The organism is Streptomyces sp. NPDC126503, assembly GCF_040302405.1.
Taxonomy (GTDB): Bacteria; Actinomycetota; Actinomycetes; order Streptomycetales; family Streptomycetaceae; genus Streptomyces; species Streptomyces gulbargensis.
In genome coordinates, this window is the sequence record NZ_JBEORS010000018.1 from 49274 (window position 1) to 68389 (window position 19116).

At 73.5% G+C, this 19116-nt stretch carries 15 protein-coding genes; 11 read left to right on the forward strand and 4 right to left on the reverse strand.

Annotated elements, in window-relative coordinates:
* Positions 1–257 precede the first annotated feature (257 nt).
* From ABTY40_RS22445 to ABTY40_RS22470, 6 genes are all read left to right on the forward strand, one after another.
* The gene (locus ABTY40_RS22445; RefSeq protein WP_352061156.1) at positions 258–1772 is read left to right on the forward strand and encodes a leucyl aminopeptidase; all 1515 of its coding nucleotides are present in this window, start codon (positions 258–260) and stop codon (positions 1770–1772) included.
* A 301-nt stretch (positions 1773–2073) separates the two neighbouring features.
* Positions 2074–3462: a dihydrolipoyl dehydrogenase gene (lpdA, locus tag ABTY40_RS22450; RefSeq protein ID WP_352061157.1), complete on the forward strand. Its 1389-nt coding sequence runs from the start codon at positions 2074–2076 to the stop codon at positions 3460–3462.
* A 62-nt stretch (positions 3463–3524) separates the two neighbouring features.
* Entirely contained in the window at positions 3525–5321 is a 1797-nt protein-coding gene (gene sucB / locus ABTY40_RS22455) for a 2-oxoglutarate dehydrogenase, E2 component, dihydrolipoamide succinyltransferase (protein WP_352061158.1), read from the forward strand.
* 120 nt (positions 5322–5441) lie between these two features.
* Positions 5442–6065, forward strand: coding sequence for a GntR family transcriptional regulator (locus tag ABTY40_RS22460; protein ID WP_345285809.1), 624 nt, complete (start codon positions 5442–5444; stop codon positions 6063–6065).
* Positions 6066–6498: 433 nt separating this feature from the next.
* Positions 6499–9213, forward strand: a complete 2715-nt coding sequence (gene aceE, locus ABTY40_RS22465; RefSeq protein ID WP_352061159.1) for a pyruvate dehydrogenase (acetyl-transferring), homodimeric type — start codon at positions 6499–6501, stop codon at positions 9211–9213.
* A 49-nt stretch (positions 9214–9262) separates the two neighbouring features.
* Positions 9263–10228 carry a helix-turn-helix transcriptional regulator gene (locus tag ABTY40_RS22470; RefSeq protein ID WP_352061160.1) on the forward strand — a complete coding sequence of 322 codons (966 nt, stop codon included), beginning with the start codon at positions 9263–9265 and terminating at the stop codon, positions 10226–10228.
* Here the strand turns inward: ABTY40_RS22470 and ABTY40_RS22475 are convergent.
* Complete coding sequence (locus tag ABTY40_RS22475) at positions 10219–11142, reverse strand: SDR family oxidoreductase (protein ID WP_352061161.1); 924 nt, start codon at positions 11140–11142, stop codon at positions 10219–10221. The two genes, ABTY40_RS22470 and ABTY40_RS22475, sit on opposite strands and share 10 nt — an antisense overlap.
* A gap of 98 nt (positions 11143–11240) precedes the next feature.
* Between ABTY40_RS22475 and ABTY40_RS22480 the strand changes: the two genes are divergently transcribed.
* Positions 11241–11762 (forward strand): DUF4240 domain-containing protein, encoded by a 522-nt coding sequence (locus ABTY40_RS22480; protein WP_352061215.1) that lies wholly within the window; start codon positions 11241–11243, stop codon positions 11760–11762.
* Positions 11763–11793: 31 nt separating this feature from the next.
* Here ABTY40_RS22480 and ABTY40_RS22485 read toward each other — a convergent pair whose 3' ends face one another.
* Positions 11794–12588: an SDR family NAD(P)-dependent oxidoreductase gene (locus ABTY40_RS22485; protein WP_352061162.1), complete on the reverse strand. Its 795-nt coding sequence runs from the start codon at positions 12586–12588 to the stop codon at positions 11794–11796.
* Between the two features lie 118 nt (positions 12589–12706).
* Between ABTY40_RS22485 and ABTY40_RS22490 the strand changes: the two genes are divergently transcribed.
* Positions 12707–13345: a TetR/AcrR family transcriptional regulator gene (locus ABTY40_RS22490; protein ID WP_352061163.1), complete on the forward strand. Its 639-nt coding sequence runs from the start codon at positions 12707–12709 to the stop codon at positions 13343–13345.
* Here the strand turns inward: ABTY40_RS22490 and ABTY40_RS22495 are convergent.
* Positions 13342–13842, reverse strand: a complete 501-nt coding sequence (locus ABTY40_RS22495) for a GNAT family N-acetyltransferase (protein WP_352061164.1) — start codon at positions 13840–13842, stop codon at positions 13342–13344. The two genes, ABTY40_RS22490 and ABTY40_RS22495, sit on opposite strands and share 4 nt — an antisense overlap.
* A gap of 46 nt (positions 13843–13888) precedes the next feature.
* On the opposite strand from ABTY40_RS22495, the gene ABTY40_RS22500 reads away from it, so the two are divergent.
* Positions 13889–14815 carry a TIGR01777 family oxidoreductase gene (locus ABTY40_RS22500; protein ID WP_352061165.1) on the forward strand — a complete coding sequence of 309 codons (927 nt, stop codon included), beginning with the start codon at positions 13889–13891 and terminating at the stop codon, positions 14813–14815.
* Between the two features lie 245 nt (positions 14816–15060).
* Positions 15061–16413: an NAD(P)/FAD-dependent oxidoreductase gene (locus tag ABTY40_RS22505; protein WP_352061166.1), complete on the forward strand. Its 1353-nt coding sequence runs from the start codon at positions 15061–15063 to the stop codon at positions 16411–16413.
* A 27-nt stretch (positions 16414–16440) separates the two neighbouring features.
* Here ABTY40_RS22505 and ABTY40_RS22510 read toward each other — a convergent pair whose 3' ends face one another.
* A complete protein-coding gene (locus tag ABTY40_RS22510) occupies positions 16441–17910 on the reverse strand; it encodes an NsdA family TPR-like regulatory protein (RefSeq protein WP_352061167.1) in 1470 nt (489 codons plus the stop codon).
* 306 nt (positions 17911–18216) lie between these two features.
* Between ABTY40_RS22510 and lipB the strand changes: the two genes are divergently transcribed.
* Entirely contained in the window at positions 18217–19014 is a 798-nt protein-coding gene (lipB, locus tag ABTY40_RS22515; protein WP_352061168.1) for a lipoyl(octanoyl) transferase LipB, read from the forward strand.
* The last annotated feature ends 102 nt before the right edge of the window (positions 19015–19116 follow it).

The window sequence follows — 19116 nt, forward strand, 5'->3', positions numbered from 1 at the left end:
GGCGATGATGCGGATGGCGCGAGGACGACAGAACGTCGCCCTTGCGTGACGAGGCGAGTGTGGCGGGGCCGCCGGGCCCGGGAAGGTAAACATGAAAGAGACACCACGGATGAGTGAATCGCCGCCGCCGTGAGCGAACCGGACGAGCGAGCGTAGGCTCGTTCCCGGCGCTCTCCGGGCCGAAATACGATGCGGCGGGCACGGTCGGCCCATCCCTCGACCGCCACAGAACTCAATGGAAGCGAGATTTCACCACCGTGACTGCTCTCACTCTCAGCACTGCCGGTGCGGCGACGCTCCGCGCCGACGCCCTCGTCGTCGGCGTCGCGAAGTCCGGTAAGACCCTGGTCGTCGCCCCGGGTGCCGAGGCCGTCGACAAGGCCTTCGACGGCCGGCTCGCCGCCGTCCTGGAGACCCTGGGCGCCACCGGTGCCGAAGGTGAGGCCACCAAGGTGCCCGCCCCCGCCGGTCTGAAGGCCCCGCTCGTCGTGGCCGTCGGCCTGGGCGCCGCTCCCGAGGACGGCGAGGCCTACGACACGGAGGCGCTGCGCCGTGCCGCCGGTACCGCCGCCCGTCTCCTGCACGGCACGAAGAAGGCCGCGTTCGCGCTTCCCGTCGCCGCCCCCGAGGAGGCCGGGGCCGTCGCCGAGGGCGCGCTGCTCGGCGCCTACGCCTTCACCGCGTACCAGGCCGCGCAGGACGCCAAGGACGCGAAGAAGCCCCTGGCGGAGGTCGCCCTCCTCGGCGCCAAGCCGCGCGACAAGGCCTACAAGGCCGCCGCCGAGCGCGCCCAGGCCGTGGCCGAGGAGACCAACCGCGCCCGTGACCTGATCAACATGCCGCCGAACGACCTGACGCCGGCCGCCTTCGCCACCGCCGTGCAGACCGCCGGCAAGGAGCACGGCCTGAAGGTCCAGGTCCTCGACGAGCGGGCCCTGACCAAGGGCGGCTACGGCGGCATCCTGGGCGTCGGCGCCGGTTCGGAGAACCCGCCGCGCCTGGTCCGCGTCGCCTACACGCACGCGAAGGCGGAGAAGACCCTGGCCCTGGTCGGCAAGGGCATCACCTACGACTCGGGCGGCATCTCCCTGAAGCCGGCCGGCCACAACGAGACGATGAAGTGCGACATGAGCGGTGCCGCCGCCGTGTTCGCCACCGTCGTCGCCGCGGCCCGCCTCGGCCTGGAGGTCAACGTCACCGGCTGGCTGGCGCTCGCCGAGAACATGCCGTCCGGCTCGGCCACCCGCCCCGGCGACGTGCTGCGCATGTACAGCGGCAAGACCGTCGAGGTCCTCAACACCGACGCCGAGGGCCGCCTGGTCCTGGCCGACGCGCTGACCAAGGCCTGCGAGGAGCACCCGGACGCGATCGTCGACGTGGCGACGCTGACCGGCGCGATGGTCCTGGCGCTGGGCAACCGCACCTTCGGCATCATGGCCAACGACGACGACTACCGCACGGCGATCCACGAGATCGCCGAGGAGGTCGGCGAGCAGTCCTGGCCGATGCCGCTCCCCGCCGACCTGCGCAAGGGCATGGACTCCCCCACCGCCGACATCGCCAACATGGGTGAGCGAATGGGCGGCGGTCTGGTCGCCGGTCTCTTCCTCCAGGAGTTCGTCGGCGAGGGCATCACCTGGGCGCACCTGGACATCGCGGGCCCGGCCTTCCACGAGGGCGCCCCGTACGGCTACACCCCGAAGGGCGGCACCGGCTCCTCGGTGCGCACGCTGGTCCGGCTCGCCGAGCTGACCGCCGCCGGCGAGGTCTGAGCCTCCCCTTCCACCCGGGGCCCCCGGCCACGCGGCGGGGGCCCCGGGCTGTCCTCCCGGGGCCCCCGCCGTCGTCGGTCCGCGACGAAATCCGTAGGTTCGTACGCCTCCGCGGCCGTCCGTACGGACGATCACCCGGTCTCATCCACCGGCCCCGCGTCCCGCCATCCGTCAACAAGTGCGAAGATGGGTTCTCGGCAGGACAGGGCCCCCACCACAGGGCCGAAAATAAGCGGCCGAACACCAGCCGCCGCCCGGTCCCGGCGACCGGCGACGAGCGCACATGCATGGAGGACGTGACGTGGCGAACGACGCCAGCACCGTTTTCGACCTAGTGATCCTCGGCGGCGGTAGCGGCGGTTACGCCGCGGCGCTGCGCGGAGCGCAGCTGGGCCTGGACGTCGCACTGATCGAGAAGAACAAGCTCGGCGGCACCTGCCTGCACAACGGCTGCATCCCGACGAAGGCCCTGCTCCACGCCGGCGAGGTCGCCGACCAGGCGCGCGAGGCGGAGCAGTTCGGTGTCAAGGCCTCCTTCGAGGGCATCGACATCAAGGCCGTGCACAAGTACAAGGACGACGTGATCTCGGGCCTCTACAAGGGTCTGCAGGGTCTCGTCGCCTCCCGCAAGGTGACCTACATCGAGGGCACCGGGCACCTGTCCTCCCCCACCTCCGTCGACGTGGACGGCCGTCGCGTCGAGGGACGTCACGTCCTCCTCGCCACCGGTTCCGTGCCGAAGTCCCTGCCCGGCCTGGAGATCGACGGCAACCGGATCATCACCTCGGACCACGCGCTGACGCTGGACCGGGTGCCGGAGTCGGCGATCATCCTCGGCGGCGGTGTCATCGGCGTCGAGTTCGCCTCCGCGTGGAAGTCCTTCGGCACCGACGTGACGGTCATCGAGGGCATGAAGCACCTCGTCCCGGTCGAGGACGAGAACAGCTCGAAGCTTCTTGAGCGCGCCTTCCGCAAGCGCGGCATCAAGTTCAACCTCGGCACCTTCTTCCAGAGCGCCGAGTACACCGACAACGGCGTCAAGGTCACCCTCGCCGACGGCAAGACCTTCGAGGCCGAGGTGCTGCTCGTCGCCATCGGCCGCGGCCCGGTCTCGGCCGGTCTCGGTTACGAGGAGCAGGGCGTCGCCATGGACCGCGGCTACGTCCTGGTCGACGAGTACATGCGGACCAACGTGCCGACGATCTCGGCCGTGGGCGACCTCGTCCCGACCCTCCAGCTCGCGCACGTCGGCTTCGCCGAGGGCATCCTCGTCGCGGAGCGGCTCGCGGGCCTCAAGCCCGTTCCGATCGACTACGACGGCGTGCCGCGGGTGACGTACTGCCACCCCGAGGTCGCCTCCGTCGGCATCACCGAGGCCAAGGCCAAGGAGATCTACGGCGCGGACAAGGTCGTCGCCCTCAAGTACAACCTCGCGGGCAACGGCAAGAGCAAGATCCTGAAGACCGCGGGCGAGATCAAGCTCGTCCAGGTCAAGGACGGTGCCGTGGTCGGCGTCCACATGGTCGGTGACCGCATGGGCGAGCAGGTCGGCGAAGCGCAGCTGATCTACAACTGGGAGGCGCTGCCGGCCGAGGTCGCGCAGCTCATCCACGCCCACCCGACGCAGAACGAGGCGCTCGGCGAGGCCCACCTGGCCCTGGCCGGCAAGCCTCTGCACTCCCACGACTGACGCTCACGTCATCCACGGGCGCGACGACCAACTTCCGCAATTCGTTAGGAGCAACTGAAACCATGTCGGTTTCCGTAACCCTGCCGGCGCTCGGCGAGAGCGTCACCGAGGGCACCGTCACCCGCTGGCTCAAGGCCGAGGGTGAGCGTGTCGAGGCCGACGAGCCGCTGCTCGAGGTCTCGACCGACAAGGTCGACACCGAGATCCCCGCCCCCGCGTCGGGCATCCTCGCCTCCATCAAGGTCGCCGAGGACGAGACGGTCGAGGTCGGCGCCGAGCTGGCCATCATCGACGACGGCTCCGGTGCCCCGGCCGCCGCCGAGGCGCCCGCCGCCGAGGCCGCTCCGGCCCCCGCCGCCGAGGCCCCCGCCGTCGAGGCCCCCGCCGCCCCGGCGCCGCAGGCCACCCCGTCCACCGAGGTCCAGGAGCCGGCTCCGGCCCCGACGGCCGAGGCGGCCGCCGGCGGCGGTTCCGCCGAGGGGACCGACGTCGTCCTTCCGGCGCTCGGCGAGTCCGTCACCGAGGGCACCGTCACGCGCTGGCTGAAGTCGGTCGGCGAGACCGTCGAGGCCGACGAGCCGCTGCTCGAGGTCTCCACGGACAAGGTCGACACCGAGATCCCGGCGCCGGCCTCCGGCGTCCTCCTGGAGATCGTCGTCGGCGAGGACGAGACCGCCGAGGTCGGCGCCAAGCTGGCCGTCATCGGTGCCGCGGGTGCCGCCCCGGCCGCTCCGGCCCCGGCCGCCGCCCCGGCCCCGGCCGCCGCCCCGGCTCCGGAGGCCGCTCCGGCTCCGCAGGCTCCGGCCGCTCCGGCTCCCGCCCCGGCCGCCGCCCCCGCCGCTCCGGCTCCCGCCGCGCAGGCCCCGGCCACCCCGGCCCCGGCCCCGCAGGCCCCGGCCGCCCCGGCGGCTCCGGCTCCGGCGGAGGACGGCGCGTACGTCACCCCGCTGGTCCGCAAGCTGGCCAACGAGAACGGCGTCGACCTGGCCCAGGTCAAGGGCTCCGGTGTCGGCGGGCGCATCCGCAAGCAGGACGTCCTCGCGGCCGCCGAGGCCAAGAAGGCCGCTCCGGCTCCGGCCGCCGCTCCGGCCGCCGCGAGCGCCGCGCCGAAGGCTCCCGCGCTGGAGGCCTCCCCGCTGCGCGGCCAGACCGTCAAGATGACCCGCATGCGCAAGGTCATCGGCGACAACATGATGAAGGCGCTGCACGGCCAGGCCCAGCTGACCTCGGTCGTCGAGGTCGACATCACCAAGCTGATGCGGCTGCGCGCCCGCGCCAAGGACGCGTTCGCCGCCCGCGAGGGCGTCAAGCTCTCCCCGATGCCGTTCTTCGTGAAGGCGGCGGCCCAGGCGCTGAAGGCCCACCCGGTCATCAACGCCCGGATCAACGAGGGCGAGGGCACGATCACCTACTTCGACACCGAGAACATCGGTATCGCGGTGGACTCCGAGAAGGGTCTGATGACCCCGGTCATCAAGGGCGCGGGCGACCTCAACATCGCCGGCATCTCCAAGAAGACCGCGGAGCTGGCCGGTGCCGTGCGCGCCGGCAAGATCACGCCGGACGACCTGGCCGGTGCGACCTTCACCATCTCCAACACCGGTTCGCGCGGCGCGCTGTTCGACACGATCATCGTGCCCCCGAACCAGGTCGCCATCCTGGGCATCGGCGCCACCGTGCGCCGTCCGGTCGTCGTGAACCACCCGGACCTGGGTGAGACGATCGCGATCCGCGACATGACGTACGTCGCCCTGTCCTACGACCACCGTCTGGTGGACGGCGCCGACGCCGCCCGCTACCTGACGGCCGTCAAGGCGATCCTGGAGGCCGGCGAGTTCGAGGTCGACCTCGGTCTGTAAGGCACGGAGCCGAAAGGCAACGTAACAAGCCTCACCTGCGGTGTCCCCGTCCGGATGTGTTTCCGGGCGGGGACACCGCCGTATTGTCTAAGGGTCTAGAACTCCCGGAGGAGCCGCTTCATGACCGTCCCCGTCGTCCACTCGCTGCGCGAGCAGATCCGCGAGCACATCGTGGAGGGGATCGTCAGCGGCCGCTGGAAGCCGGGCGAGCGGATCGTGGAGCGCCGGATCGCCACGGAGCTGGAGGTCAGCCAGACGCCGGTACGGGAGGCGCTGCGCGAGCTGGAGTCGCTACGGTTGATCGAATCGGCCCCCAACAAGGGCGTCCGGGTGCGCAACCTGACCGCGGCCGACCTGGAGGAGAGCTACCCGGTGCGGGCGGGTCTGGAGCAGATCGCCGCCGAGCTGGCGGCGCCCCGCCTGTCGGCGGACTGCTCGGCCCTCGAGCCGCACGTGGAGGCCCTGTACCGGGCGGACGCCACCTCGGACGGGACCGCCCAGGTGCGGCACACGGTGGCCTTCCACCGGGAGCTGGTGAAGGCGGCGGGCAACAGCGTGCTGCTGCACACCTGGGAGGGCCTCGGCATCGAGGTCTTCACGGCCCTGTCGATCCGCTGGCTGGGGACGGTGCAGAAGTCGTACGCGGAGGAGCACCAGGAGCTGGTGGAGGCCTTCCGCCGGGGTGACCCGAACATCGGGAACCTGGTGAAGGCCCACGTGCTCGGCTGTGCCCCGCGCGCCTGACGACGCACCTCGCGCCCTGGCCCGTACGGCGGCGGCGCCTCCTCCCCCGTACGACCCGGGAAACCGCCTGACACCCTCGCCGCGAGTGGCCGGAAATCGCCCCTCTCCCGGCCAAGAAGTGCCCGTTTGCGGGACGGACCTCGCTAATACCCCCGGAGCCCCGCCCGCGCGGGGCTCCGCTCATCCGTGCGTCACTGTCCTCATCCGACGCTCTCGGAACCCCTCCCCACCTGCGAAAACAAGGCACCGGGTGCCCCGATACGCGGCACCCTGTGCCGACTTTCCCGTTCGGCAGAACTTTCCTCGCTCCACCCTTTGATCGATCATCGATCGGCGGTTTACAGTCGTCGGCGGGCCGCACCCCGGCCCTTCGCCCTGTCCTGCCAGACAAGGCCCCCCATCTCCACCCCCACCTGTCCGGAAGGCGGCGATCATGACCGATCCCGTAGGCAAGATTCCGAGCGAGCTCGACCAGCTCCCGGACCGTGACACCGAGGAGACCGCCGAGTGGGCGGCCTCCCTGGACGCCGTCACCAAGGCCGCCGGCCCGCACCGGGCCGCCTACCTGATGCGCCGCACGCTCCAGCACGCCGAGGGCGCCGGACTGGCCCTGCCCAAGCTGCTGGAGACGGACTACGTCAACACCATCCCCACCGCGGCCGAGCCTTCCATCAGCGAAGCGGGCGGCGACGAGGAGATGGAGCGGAAGATCACCGCCTGGAACCGCTGGAACGCGGCCGCGATGGTCACCCGCGGTTCCAAGTACGGCGTCGGCGGCCACATCGCCACCTTCGCCTCCGCGGCCTGGCTCTACGAGACCGGCTTCAACCACTTCTTCAAGGGCAAGGAGTCCGGGGACGCCGCCGGCTCCGGCGACCAGCTCTACATCCAGGGCCACGCCTCCCCCGGCATCTACGCCCGCGCCTTCCTCGACGGCCGGCTGAACGAGACCCACCTCGACAACTTCCGGCAGGAGTCCGGCGGCAACGGCCTGCCCTCCTACCCGCACCCGCGCCGCCTCCCCTGGCTGTGGGAGTTCCCGACCGTCTCCATGGGCCTCGGCCCGCTCTCCGCGATCTACCAGGCGCGCTTCAACCGCTACCTGACCAACCGCGGCATCAAGGACGTCTCCTCCTCGCACGTCTGGGCCTTCCTCGGCGACGGCGAGATGGACGAGCCCGAGTCGACGGCGGCCCTCGCGCTCGCCGCCCGCGAGGGTCTGGACAACCTGACCTTCGTCATCAACTGCAACCTGCAGCGCCTCGACGGCCCGGTCCGCGCCAACTTCAAGATCGTGCAGGAGCTGGAGGCCCAGTTCCGCGGCGCCGGCTGGAACGTGGTCAAGTCCCTGTGGGGCAACGCCTGGGACGAGCTGTTCGCGCTCGACACCACCGGTGCCCTGGTCCGCCGCCTCCGCGAGGTGCCGGACGCGCAGGTCCAGACGTACCAGACCCGCGACGCCGCCTACATCCGCGAGGACTTCTTCGGCAAGGACCCGGCGCTCGCCGAGATGGCGAAGCTGCTGAGCGACGACAAGATCCTCGAGTGCTTCCACCTCTCCCGCGGTGGCCACGAGCCGCGCAAGGTGTACGCCGCCTACAAGGCCGCCCTGGAGTTCAAGGGCGCGCCGACGGTCATCCTCGCGCAGACCGTCAAGGGCTTCACCCTCGGTGAGGGCTTCGCGTCGAAGAACGCGAACCACCAGATGAAGAAGCTCTCCACGGACGAGTTCAAGAACATGCGCGACCTTCTTGAACTGCCCATCTCCGACAGCCAGTTCGTCGACGGCGTGGTCCCCTACGGCCACCCCGGCGCCGACTCCCCCGAGGTCCGTTACCTCCAGGAGCGCCGCGCGGCCCTCGGCGGCCCGGCCCCGGCCCGCCGCGTGCACCCGCTCGCCCCGCTGCCGGCCCCGGCCGAGAAGGCCTTCACCGCCTTCGACAAGGGCTCCGGCTCGCAGTCCGTCGCCACCACCATGGCCTTCGTGCGCCTGATCAAGGACCTGGTCCGCGACAAGGAGACGGGCAAGCGCTGGGTCCCGATCGTCCCGGACGAGGCCCGCACCTTCGGCATGGAGTCGCTGTTCCCCTCGCTCGGCATCTACTCGCCGAAGGGCCAGACGTACGAGCCGGTCGACCGCGACCAGCTGATGTACTACAAGGAGGCCGTCAACGGCCAGATCCTGAACGAGGGCATCACCGAGGCCGGCTCCATGGCCGACTTCATCGCCGCTTCGACGTCGTACGCGACGCACGGCGAGGCGATGATCCCGTTCTACATCTTCTACTCGATGTTCGGCTGGCAGCGGACCGCCGACCAGATGTGGCAGCTCGGTGACCAGCTCGGCCGCGGCTTCCTCGTCGGCGCGACCGCCGGCCGCACCACCCTGACCGGTGAGGGCCTCCAGCACGCCGACGGCCACTCCCCCGTCATCGCGGCCACCAACCCGGCGGCGCTGACGTACGACCCGGCGTTCGCGTACGAGGTCGCGGCCATCGTCAAGGAGGGCCTGCGCCGCATGTACGGCGAGGCGGCCGAGGGCGAGGACCGGGACGTCTTCTACTACCTCACCGTCTACAACGAGCCGATGCCGCAGCCGGCCAAGCCGGCCGGTGTCGACGAGGGCATCATCAAGGGCCTGTACCGCTTCAACACCGCCGAGTCGGCCGGTCTGGAGCTGCCCGCCAACGCCGCGCGCATCCAGCTGCTCTCCTCCGGCACGGCCATCCACTGGGCCCTGCAGGCGCAGAAGCTGCTCGCCGAGGAGTGGGGCGTGGGCGCCGACGTGTGGTCCGCCACCTCCTGGACGGAGCTGCGGCGCGACGCGCTGGAGGCCGACGCGGCGCTGCTGCGGGGCGAGGAGCGCGTGCCGTACGTCCGCAAGGCCCTGGAGGGCGTCGAGTCCCCGGTCCTCGCGGTCTCCGACTACATGCGCCAGGTCCCGGACCAGATCGCGCAGTGGGTCGAGCAGGACTGGTCCTCGCTGGGCGCCGACGGCTTCGGCCTGTCGGACACCCGTGACGCGGCCCGCCGGCACTTCGGTGTCGACGCGCAGTCGATCGTCGTCGCGGCGCTGGCGCAGCTGGCGCGGCGCGGCGAGGTCGCGGCGACGGCCGTGAAGGAGGCGCGCGAGCGCTACGGCCTGTAGGCCGGAGCCGGGAGGACCGGCTGTCGGTGGCGGCGCGCATGATGGGGTCATGCGCGCCGCCCGCCTGATCAAGATGGTCCTGCTGCTCCAGTCGCGTCCCTCCATGACCGCCGCCGAGCTCGCCGCCGAGCTGGAGGTGTCGGAGCGGACCGTCACCCGTGATGCCCTCGCCCTCTCGGAGGCGGGGGTTCCGGTGTATGCGGACCGGGGCAGGAGCGGCGGATACCGGTTGGTCGGCGGGTACCGCACGCGGCTGACCGGGCTGGCCCGCGGTGAGGCGGAGGCCCTGTTCCTGTCGGGGCTGCCGAGCGCGCTGCGGGACATGGGCCTGGAGGACGCGGCCTCGGCGGCCCGGCTGAAGGTGTCGGCGGCGCTGCTGCCCTCGCTGCGGGACGCGCCCGCGTCGGCGGCCCGCCGCTTCCACCTGGACGCGCCCGGCTGGTACCAGGAGCCACAGACGCCCGAGCTGCTCGCCCCGCTGGCCGAGGCGGTCTGGGACGACCGCAGGGTCGAGGCCCGCTACCGGCGCGGGGACGGTACGGAGGTGGAACGGGACCTGGAACCGTACGGGCTCGTCCTGAAGGCGGGCGTCTGGTACGTGTGCGCCCTGGCCGGCTCCTCGCACCGCACCTACCGGGTGGACCGGTTCACCGGGGTGGCGGTCGGCGAGGAGCGTTTCGTCCGGGATCCGGAGTTCGACCTGGCGGCGTTCTGGGCCGAGCGCGCGGCCGAGTTCGCGCGCTCGCTGCTGCGCGCGGAGGTCGTGCTGCGGCTGACGGAGGCGGGGGCGGGCCGGCTGCCGTACGTGACGGATCGCGCGGCGGCCGAGGAGGCGCTGGCCTCGGGGACGGCCGACGCGGAGGGCCGGGTGACGGTGCGGCTCGCCGTGGAGGACGAGGAGGTCGCCTTCGCGCAGCTGCTGGCGCTCGGCCCGGAGGCGGAGGTGCTGGCCCCGGCCGCGCTCCGCGAGCGGTTCGCGGAGGCGGCGCGGGGCCTGGCGGCGCTCTACCGGTAGTCGTCCACGGAGACGGCCGGGTCGGTCTCCTTGGCGATGATGTAGCCCCAGGCGTCCGGCCGGGAGCCGTCGGCGTCGGTGAAGCCGTACTCCTTCGCGAGCTGTCCGCTGGAGAGCGACTGTCCGTTCCAGCGCGCCCGGCCGGGGTCGGCGGCGAGGGCGGCGACCGCCCGTCCGACGTAGACGGGGGACTCGGAGCTGGCGAAGTCCGGCAACTGGGCGACGGCGTCCCGCCAGTTCTCCTCGGTGACGCCGAAGTGGTCCAGCATCTGCTCGGAGCGGAGCCAGCCGGGGGTGAGCGCGACCGCCGTGCAGCCGGCCTCCTTCAGGTCCTCGGCGAGACCGAAGGCCATCCGGATCGGGGCGTTCTTGGCCAGGTCGTAGAAGACGTTCTCGCGGAAGCGGGTGCCGTTGTACGCGGCGGTGCCGTCGGTGACCTCGATGTGGAGGCCGCCGGGGTGGCGTACGAGCAGCGGCACCGCGAGCCGTGCGGTGATGAGGTGGGTCCGCACGCCGAGTTCGAGCATGCGCAGGCCGCCCGCGAGGTCGGTGTCCCAGAACCGGTCGCCGAACTTGATCAGGTGCTCACCGCCCCACACGTCGTTGACGAGGACGTCGAGCCGGCCGTGGTCCCGGTCGATCCGCTCGACCAGGGCCCGCACCTGGTCGGGTTCCAGGTGGTCGGTGGGGACCGCGACGCCCTCGCCGCCGGCGGCCGTCACCAGTTCGGCGGTCTCCTCGATGGTCTCGGTGGACCGGCCGACCTCGCTGATCCGGTCGCGGGTGGTGCGGCCGGTGACGTACACGGTGGCTCCGGCGGTCCCGAGCTGGACGGCGATGGCCCGTCCGGCGCCCCGGGTGGCCCCGGCGACCAGGCAGACGCGTCCCCGCAGGGGTGTGTTCTCTGTCGTCATGGTCCCAGGCTGACAGGGAAAGGAGACATCTTCTGTCCGGATTCATTTCGGGCATTCCGGGTGCGTCGCACCGGCCGAACCGTGATGCTGGAGCCGTGATGGACGAGACCGAGTTCTGGGAGATCATCGACGCCGCCCGCGCGGAGGCCGAGGGCGACCCCGAGGAGCAGGCCGAGCTCCTCGTGGAACGGCTGACCCGGCTGGACCCCGACTCCGTGCTCGACTACGCGCGCCACTTCGAGGCCCGCTTCAACCGCGCGTACCTCTGGGACCTGTGGGGCGCCGCGGCCGTGCTGTTCGACGGGGCGGGCGAGGAGACCTTCGACTCCTTCCGCTGCTGGCTGATCGGGCAGGGCCGGGAGGTGTACGAGGGGGCGGTGCACGACCCGGACGCGCTGGCCGAGCTGCTCGACGAGTTCGATCCGGAGATCGACGGGGACGGCGAGGAGATCGGCTTCGCCGCGGACGAGGCGTACGAGACGCTGACCGGCGCCGAGACGCCGGAGCTGGGCGTCCCGATGCCGGGCGGAGAGCCGTTGGGCACCCCGTTCGACCTGTCGGACGACGCGGTGCTGGCCTCCCGCTTCCCCCGGCTCTGGGCCCGCTTCGGCGGCGCCTGAGAGGAAACCGGGGCCGCAGCGGCCCGCGGCCTCAGAAGTGGGTGCCGCCGTCGACACGGACCTCGGTGCCGGTGATGAACGCGCCGTCCTCGGAGGCGAGCATCGCGACGACGCCCGCGACGGTCTCGGGGCCGGCGAAGCCCTGGCCGAGGGCGGGGGCGAGCTTCACGAAGAGGGACATGTCGGCGTCGGCGGGCAGGCCGGGGCCGACCGACCGGCGGCTGGCGCCGGAGCCGTCCGTCATGCCGGAGGAGATGGAGCCCGGCTGGACCGCGGTGAAACGAATGCCCTGCTTGGCGTACTCGGCGGCGAGCGCGTGGGTCATGGACTGGATGCCGCCCTTGCTGGCCGCGTAGGCCGCCATGTAGGGGTGGGCGAACATCGCGGACGTGGACGAGAAGTTCACGACGGCGGGGCCGTGGCCCTCCAGGAGGGCGGGTATCGCCTCACGGATGACGAGGAACGTGCCGGTGAGGTTGATCCGGAGGATCTGCTCGAAGGCGTCGAGACTGGTCTCGTGGGTGTGCGAGGAACGCAGCACGCCGGCGGCGTTGACCAGGACGTCCAGGCCGCCGAGCGTCTCGACGGCGGCGGCGACCCCGGCCCGTACGGAGGCCTCGTCGGCGACGTCCAGGACCAGGGTGGTGAGGCGGTCGGCGCCCTCTCCGGCCCGGGCGGCGGTGTCCTTGAGGCCGTCCTCGCTGATGTCGGCGGCGACGACGCGGCCGCCCTCGGCGAGCATGCGCAGGACGGTGGCCTGGCCGATGCCGGAGCCGCCGCCGGTGACGAGGGCGCGGCGCCCGGTGTAGCGGGTCAGCTGGTTCATGGTGACGACCTCTCGGTGTCGATGTGCGGGAACGCCTGCCACCGTACGCCCGAGTGGCACGTTTTGCCACTATGACAGAACGTGCACACTCGATGCCCGCAGGCGTACGCTTCGTACGGTGAGCACCAAGCCCTCCCTGACCGAGCGCCGCAAGGCGGCCACACAGCTGGACATCGCCCGCGCCGCCGCCGAACTCTTCACCGAGCACGGCCCCGACGGGACCACGGCCGAGGACATCGCCGGGCGGGCCGGGGTCGCCCTGCGCACCTTCTACCGCTACTTCCGCTCCAAGCAGGACGCGGTCGCCCCGCTCCTGTCGGTCGGCGCCGACCGGTGGCGCGAACGGCTCGCGGAGGCCCGGCCCGGCACCGCCGTGCCCGAGGCCCTGGAGCGTTCGATCGCCGAGTCGCTGACCCCCGCGACCGGCGCGGACGAGGAAGGGCTGCGCTGGACCCGGGGCCTGCTGCGGGCCTCCGCCGGAGACCCGGCCCTGCGGGCGGTCTGGTACCGGGTCAACCAGGAGTCGGAGGAACGGCTGCGCGACATCGTCGCCGGGCTCGCCGGGCCGGACGCGGACCTCCTGGAGGTCCGCCTGGCGGCCGCCGCCGCCACCGACGCCATCCGGATCGCCCTGGAGACCTGGGCCGAGACGGACGCCCCCCTGCGCGGCGAGGGCTCCCCGGCCGCCCTCGCCGTGCGCTGCCTGCGCGAACTGACCGACGGCACGCGCCTCCTGGGGCGGTCACGGGACGCCTAAGGGGTCAGCGAACGGCCCATCAGGACGTCGTCGACCGAGACTCCGTCGATCAGGAACTCCCCCGGCAGCACACCCTCCACCACGAAGCCCTCGGAGGCGTACAGGGCGCGGGCCGGCGCGTTGTGCCCGAGGACCCGGAGGGTGAGACGGACGGCGCCCTCCGCGCGCGCCCGGTCCATGGCCGCCCGCAGCAGCGCCCGCGCCACGCCCTGCCCTCGGGCCGCGTCGGCGACGGCGAGGCCCTGGATCTGGCGGACGTGGGCGTTGGTGGGCAGCCGGGTCGGCGGCACCACCCGCACGTAGCCGAGGATCTCCTCCCCGCGCACGGCGACGAGGTGGTCATCGGGCCGGTGCCGCTCGTCGAAGAAGGGCGCGTACGGCCCCGTGGGCCGGGGCAGCACCGCGTGGAGGGGGGACCAGGTGTCCCGGTCCAGCCGGCCGAGGGCGTCACCGTCCGCGTGGACGGCGGGGCGTATCCGCGTTTCCTGCGTGATCATGCCGGTCACTGTGCCACGACCCGGGCGGCGGGGGCAGGATGGGCCCATGCAGCGATCCGCTCCCCGCACGTCCGCCGCCCGCAGGCGCGTCGCCGTCACCGGCGCCTCCGGCCTCATCGGTTCGGCCCTGGTGCGCTCCCTGCGCGCCGACGGCCACGACGTCCTCCGCCTGGTCCGGCGGCCCGCCCGGACCGCCGACGAGGTGGAGTGGGACCCGAAACGGCTGTACGTGGACGCCGCCGGCCTCGTCGGCGTGGACGCCGTGGTGCACCTGGCGGGCGCCGGGGTCGGCGAGCGCCGGTGGAACGAGGCGTACAAGAAGGAGATCCGCGACAGCCGGGTCCTCGGCACGGCGGCGATCTCCCAGGCCCTCGCCTCGCTCGCGGACCCGCCCGAGGTGCTGGTCTGCGGGACGGCGCTCGGCTGGTACGGGGACACCGGCAGCCGGGCGGTGGACGAGAGCGCCCCGGCGGGCAGCGGCTTCCTGCCCTCGGTGTGCGTGGAGTGGGAGGCCGCGGCGGCCCCCGCGGAGGAGGCCGGCATCCGGGTGACGTACGCCCGGACGGGCCTGGTGGTGGCGCGCGAGGGCGGGGCGTGGGGACGGCTGTTCCCGGTCTTCCGCGCCGGTCTCGGCGGGCGGATGGGCGACGGCCGGCAGTACTGGTCCTTCATCTCGCTGCACGACGAGGTGGCCGCCCTGCGCCACCTCGTCGACACCCCGTCCCTGTCGGGCCCGGTGAACCTCACCGCCCCGGACCCGGTCACCAACCGCGAGGTGACGGCGGCGATGGCCCGCGTCCTGAAGCGGCCGGCCCTCCTCACCGTGCCGGCCCCGGCCCTGAAGCTGGTCCTCGGGGATTTCGCGGGGGACGTGCTCGGCAGTCAGCGGGTGCTGCCGGGACGTCTGACGGAGTCCGGCTTCACCTTCGCCTTCCCGTCGATCGACGACGCGATCCGGGCAGCCGCGCACTGATCCACCGGCCCCCGGCGGGGGCCGGCCCCGGCGCCGCCCGCCCCGAGCTCCCCCGGCACGCGCCGTGTGCTCCCCCGTGCACCGCGCACCCCGGCACGCGCGGACGTCGTCCGTGGGAGCGCTGCCTAGGCTCGATGCCCACCGCCCGGCGTCCACCGCTCGAAACGACGGCGAACTCCGGCATTCCGCAGTCCCGTTGAGGGCATAAGGCCTCCCACCGGTGGCCGCGACCTGGGGAGGGGCACGTGCTCAGTACCGCGAACAGCGCACAGCGGGGGGACGTCGTGGAGGAGGTCGACGTCGTCGTCGTGGGGGCCGGGATCGCCGGTCTCGCGGCGGCCCGCCGGCTGACCGGCGCGGGGCTCACCGTCGCCGTCCTGGAGGCGGAGCCGCGGGCCGGCGGACGGCTGGCCACCGATGCCGTCGACGGCTTCCGGCTCGACCGGGTGGGACCGCTGCTCACCCTCTCGCCCGGGGAACTGCGCGCCACGCCCGGCCTGGACGGTCTCCCGCTGCGGTCCTTCGCGCCCGGGGTGCTCGTCCACAGCGACGGGCGGTACGGGCGGTGGGGGGCGCCCCATCCGCGCCGGGGCGGCGGACACCGGAGCGTGGGGGGAGCGTTCAGCGTGGCGCGCGCCCTCGCGAGCGCCCCGCGAAATCCGGCCGCCTCGCTCGACCAGGCGCGGCTCGGCGCCTCCCTGGTCCGGCTCGCCACGACCCCGCCGCCCCGGCTCCTGGCCCGGCCGGAGCGGACCGCGCGGGAGGCGCTGAACGCCCGGCTGCCCGCCCGGACCGTGCAGGGCGTACTGCGGCCCCTGCTCGCCGCGCTCCTCTCCGACCCGGACCTCGGCATGTCGAGCCGCCAGGCGGACCTGGCGCTGCGGGCCTTCGCGCGGGGACGGCTCGCGGTGCCGGAGGGCGGGTCGGCGGCGCTGCCGGAGCGGCTCGCGGACGCGTTGCCGCCCGGGACGGTCCGTACCGGCGTCCGGGTCACGGACGTGTCCGTCTCCCGGGTCGCCACGGCGGAGCACGGGGTGTTCGGCTGCCGCTCGGTGCTGCTGGCGACCGGGGCGCGCACGGCGGCGGCGCTGCTGCCGGGGCTGCGGGTGCCGGACTTCCACGCGGTCACCGTCCTGCACCACACGGCGCCGGTGGCGCCCACCGAGGAGCCGACGCTGCTCCTGGAGTCCGACCCGGACGGGCCGGTGGCCCACACGGCGGTGATGAGCGCGGTCGACCCGAGCCGTGCCCCCGCGGGCCGGCCCCTGATCACCTCGACGGTGCTCGGTACGCCGCCGGACGACGCGGAGCGCCGGGTGCGCAAGCACCTGGCGACGCTGTACGGCACGTCCACGGACGAGTGGGAGCTGCTGGCCCTGCACCACACCCCGGACGCGGCCCCGGCGATGCGCCCGCCGCACGACGTGCGCCGCTCGGTGCGGCTGCTCGCGGGGCTGTACGTGTGCGGTGACCACCGGGCCACCGCGACCCCGCAGGGCACGCTCGCCTCGGCCCACCGGGCGGCCGACGCCCTCCTGTCGGACCTGGGTGTCCGCCTCCCGGACGGGGCCGGGAGGGCGGAGGAGGAGGCGGCCTGACGCCCCGCCGGGCCGGCCGGCGCGGCGTCAGAGGAGCGCGGAGACCCGGTCCCGGTAGGTGCGGACGGGAGCGGCGTCGCGGTACGGCTCCAGGCGGCGCTCGAAGTCCCGGACGTACTCGAGGGCCCGGGCGGAGCGCATCTCCGAGGCCTGCTGGGCCGCCTCGGCGCCCAGCGCGCAGGCCTGCTCCAGCTCGCCGAGGGCGAGCCGGGCGGTGGCGAGCACGACCCGGCAGAAGAGGCGGCTGCGGGCGAAGCCGGGGGCGCGCAGCTGGAGGGCGCGCTCGGCGTGCTGGGCGGCGGGCCGGTACTGCTGGAGGTCGCGGTGGCAGTGCCCGAGTTCGTCGGCGAGCTGCGCCTCGTCGAAGGTGCGGGCCCAGTACGGCACCTCGTCGCCGGGCCGGGCCCCGTCGAGCGCGCGCTCGGCGCGGGCCAGGGAGGCGCTGCACGCCCGCGCCTCGCCGAGGACGGCGTGACCGCGGGCCTCGACGGCGTGGAGCATCGCCTGGACGACGGGCGGCGCGGCGGGGCCGACGCCCTGCTGCGCGACCCGGGCGAGCTGGACGGCCTCCCGCCCGTGGCCGAGGTAGACGGCCTGGCAGCTCATGGTGAGGAGCACGTACGAGCCGTAGGCCCGGTCCCCGGCGGCCTGGGCGAGGCGCAGCGCCTGGACGAAGTACCGCTGGGCGAGCCCGTGCGCGGCGATGTCGTACGAGGTCCAGCCGGCGAGCCGGGTGAGGTCGGCGGCGGCGGCGAAGAGGCGGCGCCCGGTGGCCTCCCCGTAGGTGCCGCGGAGCATCGGCTCGGCCTCGTGCTCCAGGTAGCGGACGAGGGCCTGGCGGGCGTGGCCGCCGCCGTAGGCGTGGTCGAGGGTGCGGAAGAGTTCGCCGACGGAGCGGAGCGCGGCGATGTCGCCGCTGGAGACCCGCTGGCCGGGGCCCCGGTCCGTGCCGCGCTGGCGCGGGACGGTGAAGCGGCCCTGGGGCGGGACCCTCGGGTCCCGCGCGGCCGTCCCCCGGACCGGCGGGCCGTGCGGCGGCTCGCCGCGGGCCACCCGCTCGTCGGAGCGGCCGATGAGCCAGTCCCGGCTGGGCACGACCAGGCCCGCCGGGGTGAAGGCGATCTTGCGCAGCTCCGCGTGGCTGCCGGAGTCCTTGCGCCAGAGGCCGCTGACGATGTCGACGGCCTCCTCGGGGGTGGCGGCGAACTCCAGGCCCGCGTAGACGGGCGCGCAGGCGTCGAGGCCGAGGTCCTGGGCGGAGAGCCGGCGGCCGAGGCGGCGGGTGAAGACCTCGGCGATGAGGGCGGGAGTGGTGCCGCGCGGCTGCTGGCCGCGCAGCCAGCGGGTCACGGAGGTCTTGTCGTACCGCAGGTCGAGCCCGTGCTCGAGACCGAGCTGGTCGACGCGTCGGGCGAGGCCCGCATGGGAGAACCCGGCTTCGGCGATGAGCGCGGCGAGCTGGCGGTTCGGGATGCGCTGCGGCGGTCGTTCCGTCATCGGCTGTGCGGTCTCCTGCCTTCCGGGCCCAGGTGGCAGCCCGTTCGGACCCTCAAGGAACGGCGCGAATTTAGCGGTCCGCACGGCCCGTACCGCCAGCTTCGCCCCACATTCATCCGATCGTGTGAGGATTGGCAGGCGCTGCTGACGCGCCGCGCGCGGAGGTGCCCCCGTCACCTGCCGGAGGGGCGTCCCGGGCTCCGCCGTACAGTGGCATGGGCGCGTACAACGCAGGGTGCCGGGCCGGCTCCCACCCCGGGACGATCCCCGGAACCCGGCTCGCGGCACCCAGGAGGAGGCATGGCCGTGAGTGAGCTGCGATTCGTCCGCCTGGGCTTCGGCGCGGACGCCGTCGACTACCAGGTGGCCTGGGACAAGCAGCGCGAGGTGCACGCCGCACGGTTCGCCGACGAGATCCCCGACACCTGTCTGCTCCTGGAGCACCCGCCGGTCTACACGGCCGGCCGGCGCACCCTGGACAGCGAGCGCCCGCTCGACGGGACGCCGGTGGTCGACGTGGACCGCGGCGGCAAGATCACCTGGCACGGGCCGGGCCAGCTGGTCGGCTACCCGATCATGAAGCTGCCCCGCCCGGTCGACGTGGTCGCGCACGTGCGCCGGCTGGAGGAAGCCCTGATCCGTACCGCCGCCGACCTCGGCCTGGAGACCACCCGGGTCGAGGGCCGCAGCGGCGTGTGGGTGCTGGGCGACCCGGTCGAGCAGCGCCCCCGCATCGGCGGCCTGTCGCTGGACTTCGACCCGCGCCTCCAGGACGAGGAGTTCGACCCCCGCCTGAACGGGCCCGAGTACGCCCCCTCCAACGCCGGCCAGCGCCGCGAGGACCGCAAGCTCGCGGCGATCGGCATCCGGGTCGCCAAGGGCGTCACCATGCACGGCTTCTCGCTCAACGTGAACCCGGACAACGCCTGGTTCGACCGGATCATCCCGTGCGGCATCCGCGACGCGGGCGTGACCTCCTTCGCCAACGAGCTGGGCCGCGACGTCACGGTCGAGGAGGTCCTCCCGGTCGTGGAGCGGCACCTGCGGGACGTGCTGGAGAACGCGGACCCCAAGCCGCGCGAGATCGAGACCGCCTCCGCCTGACGGAGCGCGGGCGGCGGGCGCCGACAGGGCGCCCGCCGCCCCGGGGACGGGGCACCGACACACACCGGCGCCTCAGGAATGCAGGGCCTTGGCCATGGGTTG

Excerpts from the sequence above, each read along its gene's own strand:
- sucB (WP_352061158.1), top strand. The coding sequence starts at position 3,525 with ATGTCGGTTTCCGTAACCCTGCCGGCGCTCGGCGAGAGCGTCACCGAG.
- ABTY40_RS22460 (WP_345285809.1), top strand. The coding sequence starts at position 5,442 with ATGACCGTCCCCGTCGTCCACTCGCTGCGCGAGCAGATCCGCGAGCAC.
- aceE (WP_352061159.1), top strand. The coding sequence starts at position 6,499 with ATGACCGATCCCGTAGGCAAGATTCCGAGCGAGCTCGACCAGCTCCCG.
- ABTY40_RS22470 (WP_352061160.1), top strand. The coding sequence starts at position 9,263 with ATGCGCGCCGCCCGCCTGATCAAGATGGTCCTGCTGCTCCAGTCGCGT.
- ABTY40_RS22475 (WP_352061161.1), bottom strand. The coding sequence starts at position 11,142 with ATGACGACAGAGAACACACCCCTGCGGGGACGCGTCTGCCTGGTCGCC.
- ABTY40_RS22480 (WP_352061215.1), top strand. The coding sequence starts at position 11,241 with ATGGACGAGACCGAGTTCTGGGAGATCATCGACGCCGCCCGCGCGGAG.
- ABTY40_RS22485 (WP_352061162.1), bottom strand. The coding sequence starts at position 12,588 with ATGAACCAGCTGACCCGCTACACCGGGCGCCGCGCCCTCGTCACCGGC.
- ABTY40_RS22495 (WP_352061164.1), bottom strand. The coding sequence starts at position 13,842 with ATGATCACGCAGGAAACGCGGATACGCCCCGCCGTCCACGCGGACGGT.
- ABTY40_RS22500 (WP_352061165.1), top strand. The coding sequence starts at position 13,889 with ATGCAGCGATCCGCTCCCCGCACGTCCGCCGCCCGCAGGCGCGTCGCC.
- ABTY40_RS22510 (WP_352061167.1), bottom strand. The coding sequence starts at position 17,910 with ATGACGGAACGACCGCCGCAGCGCATCCCGAACCGCCAGCTCGCCGCG.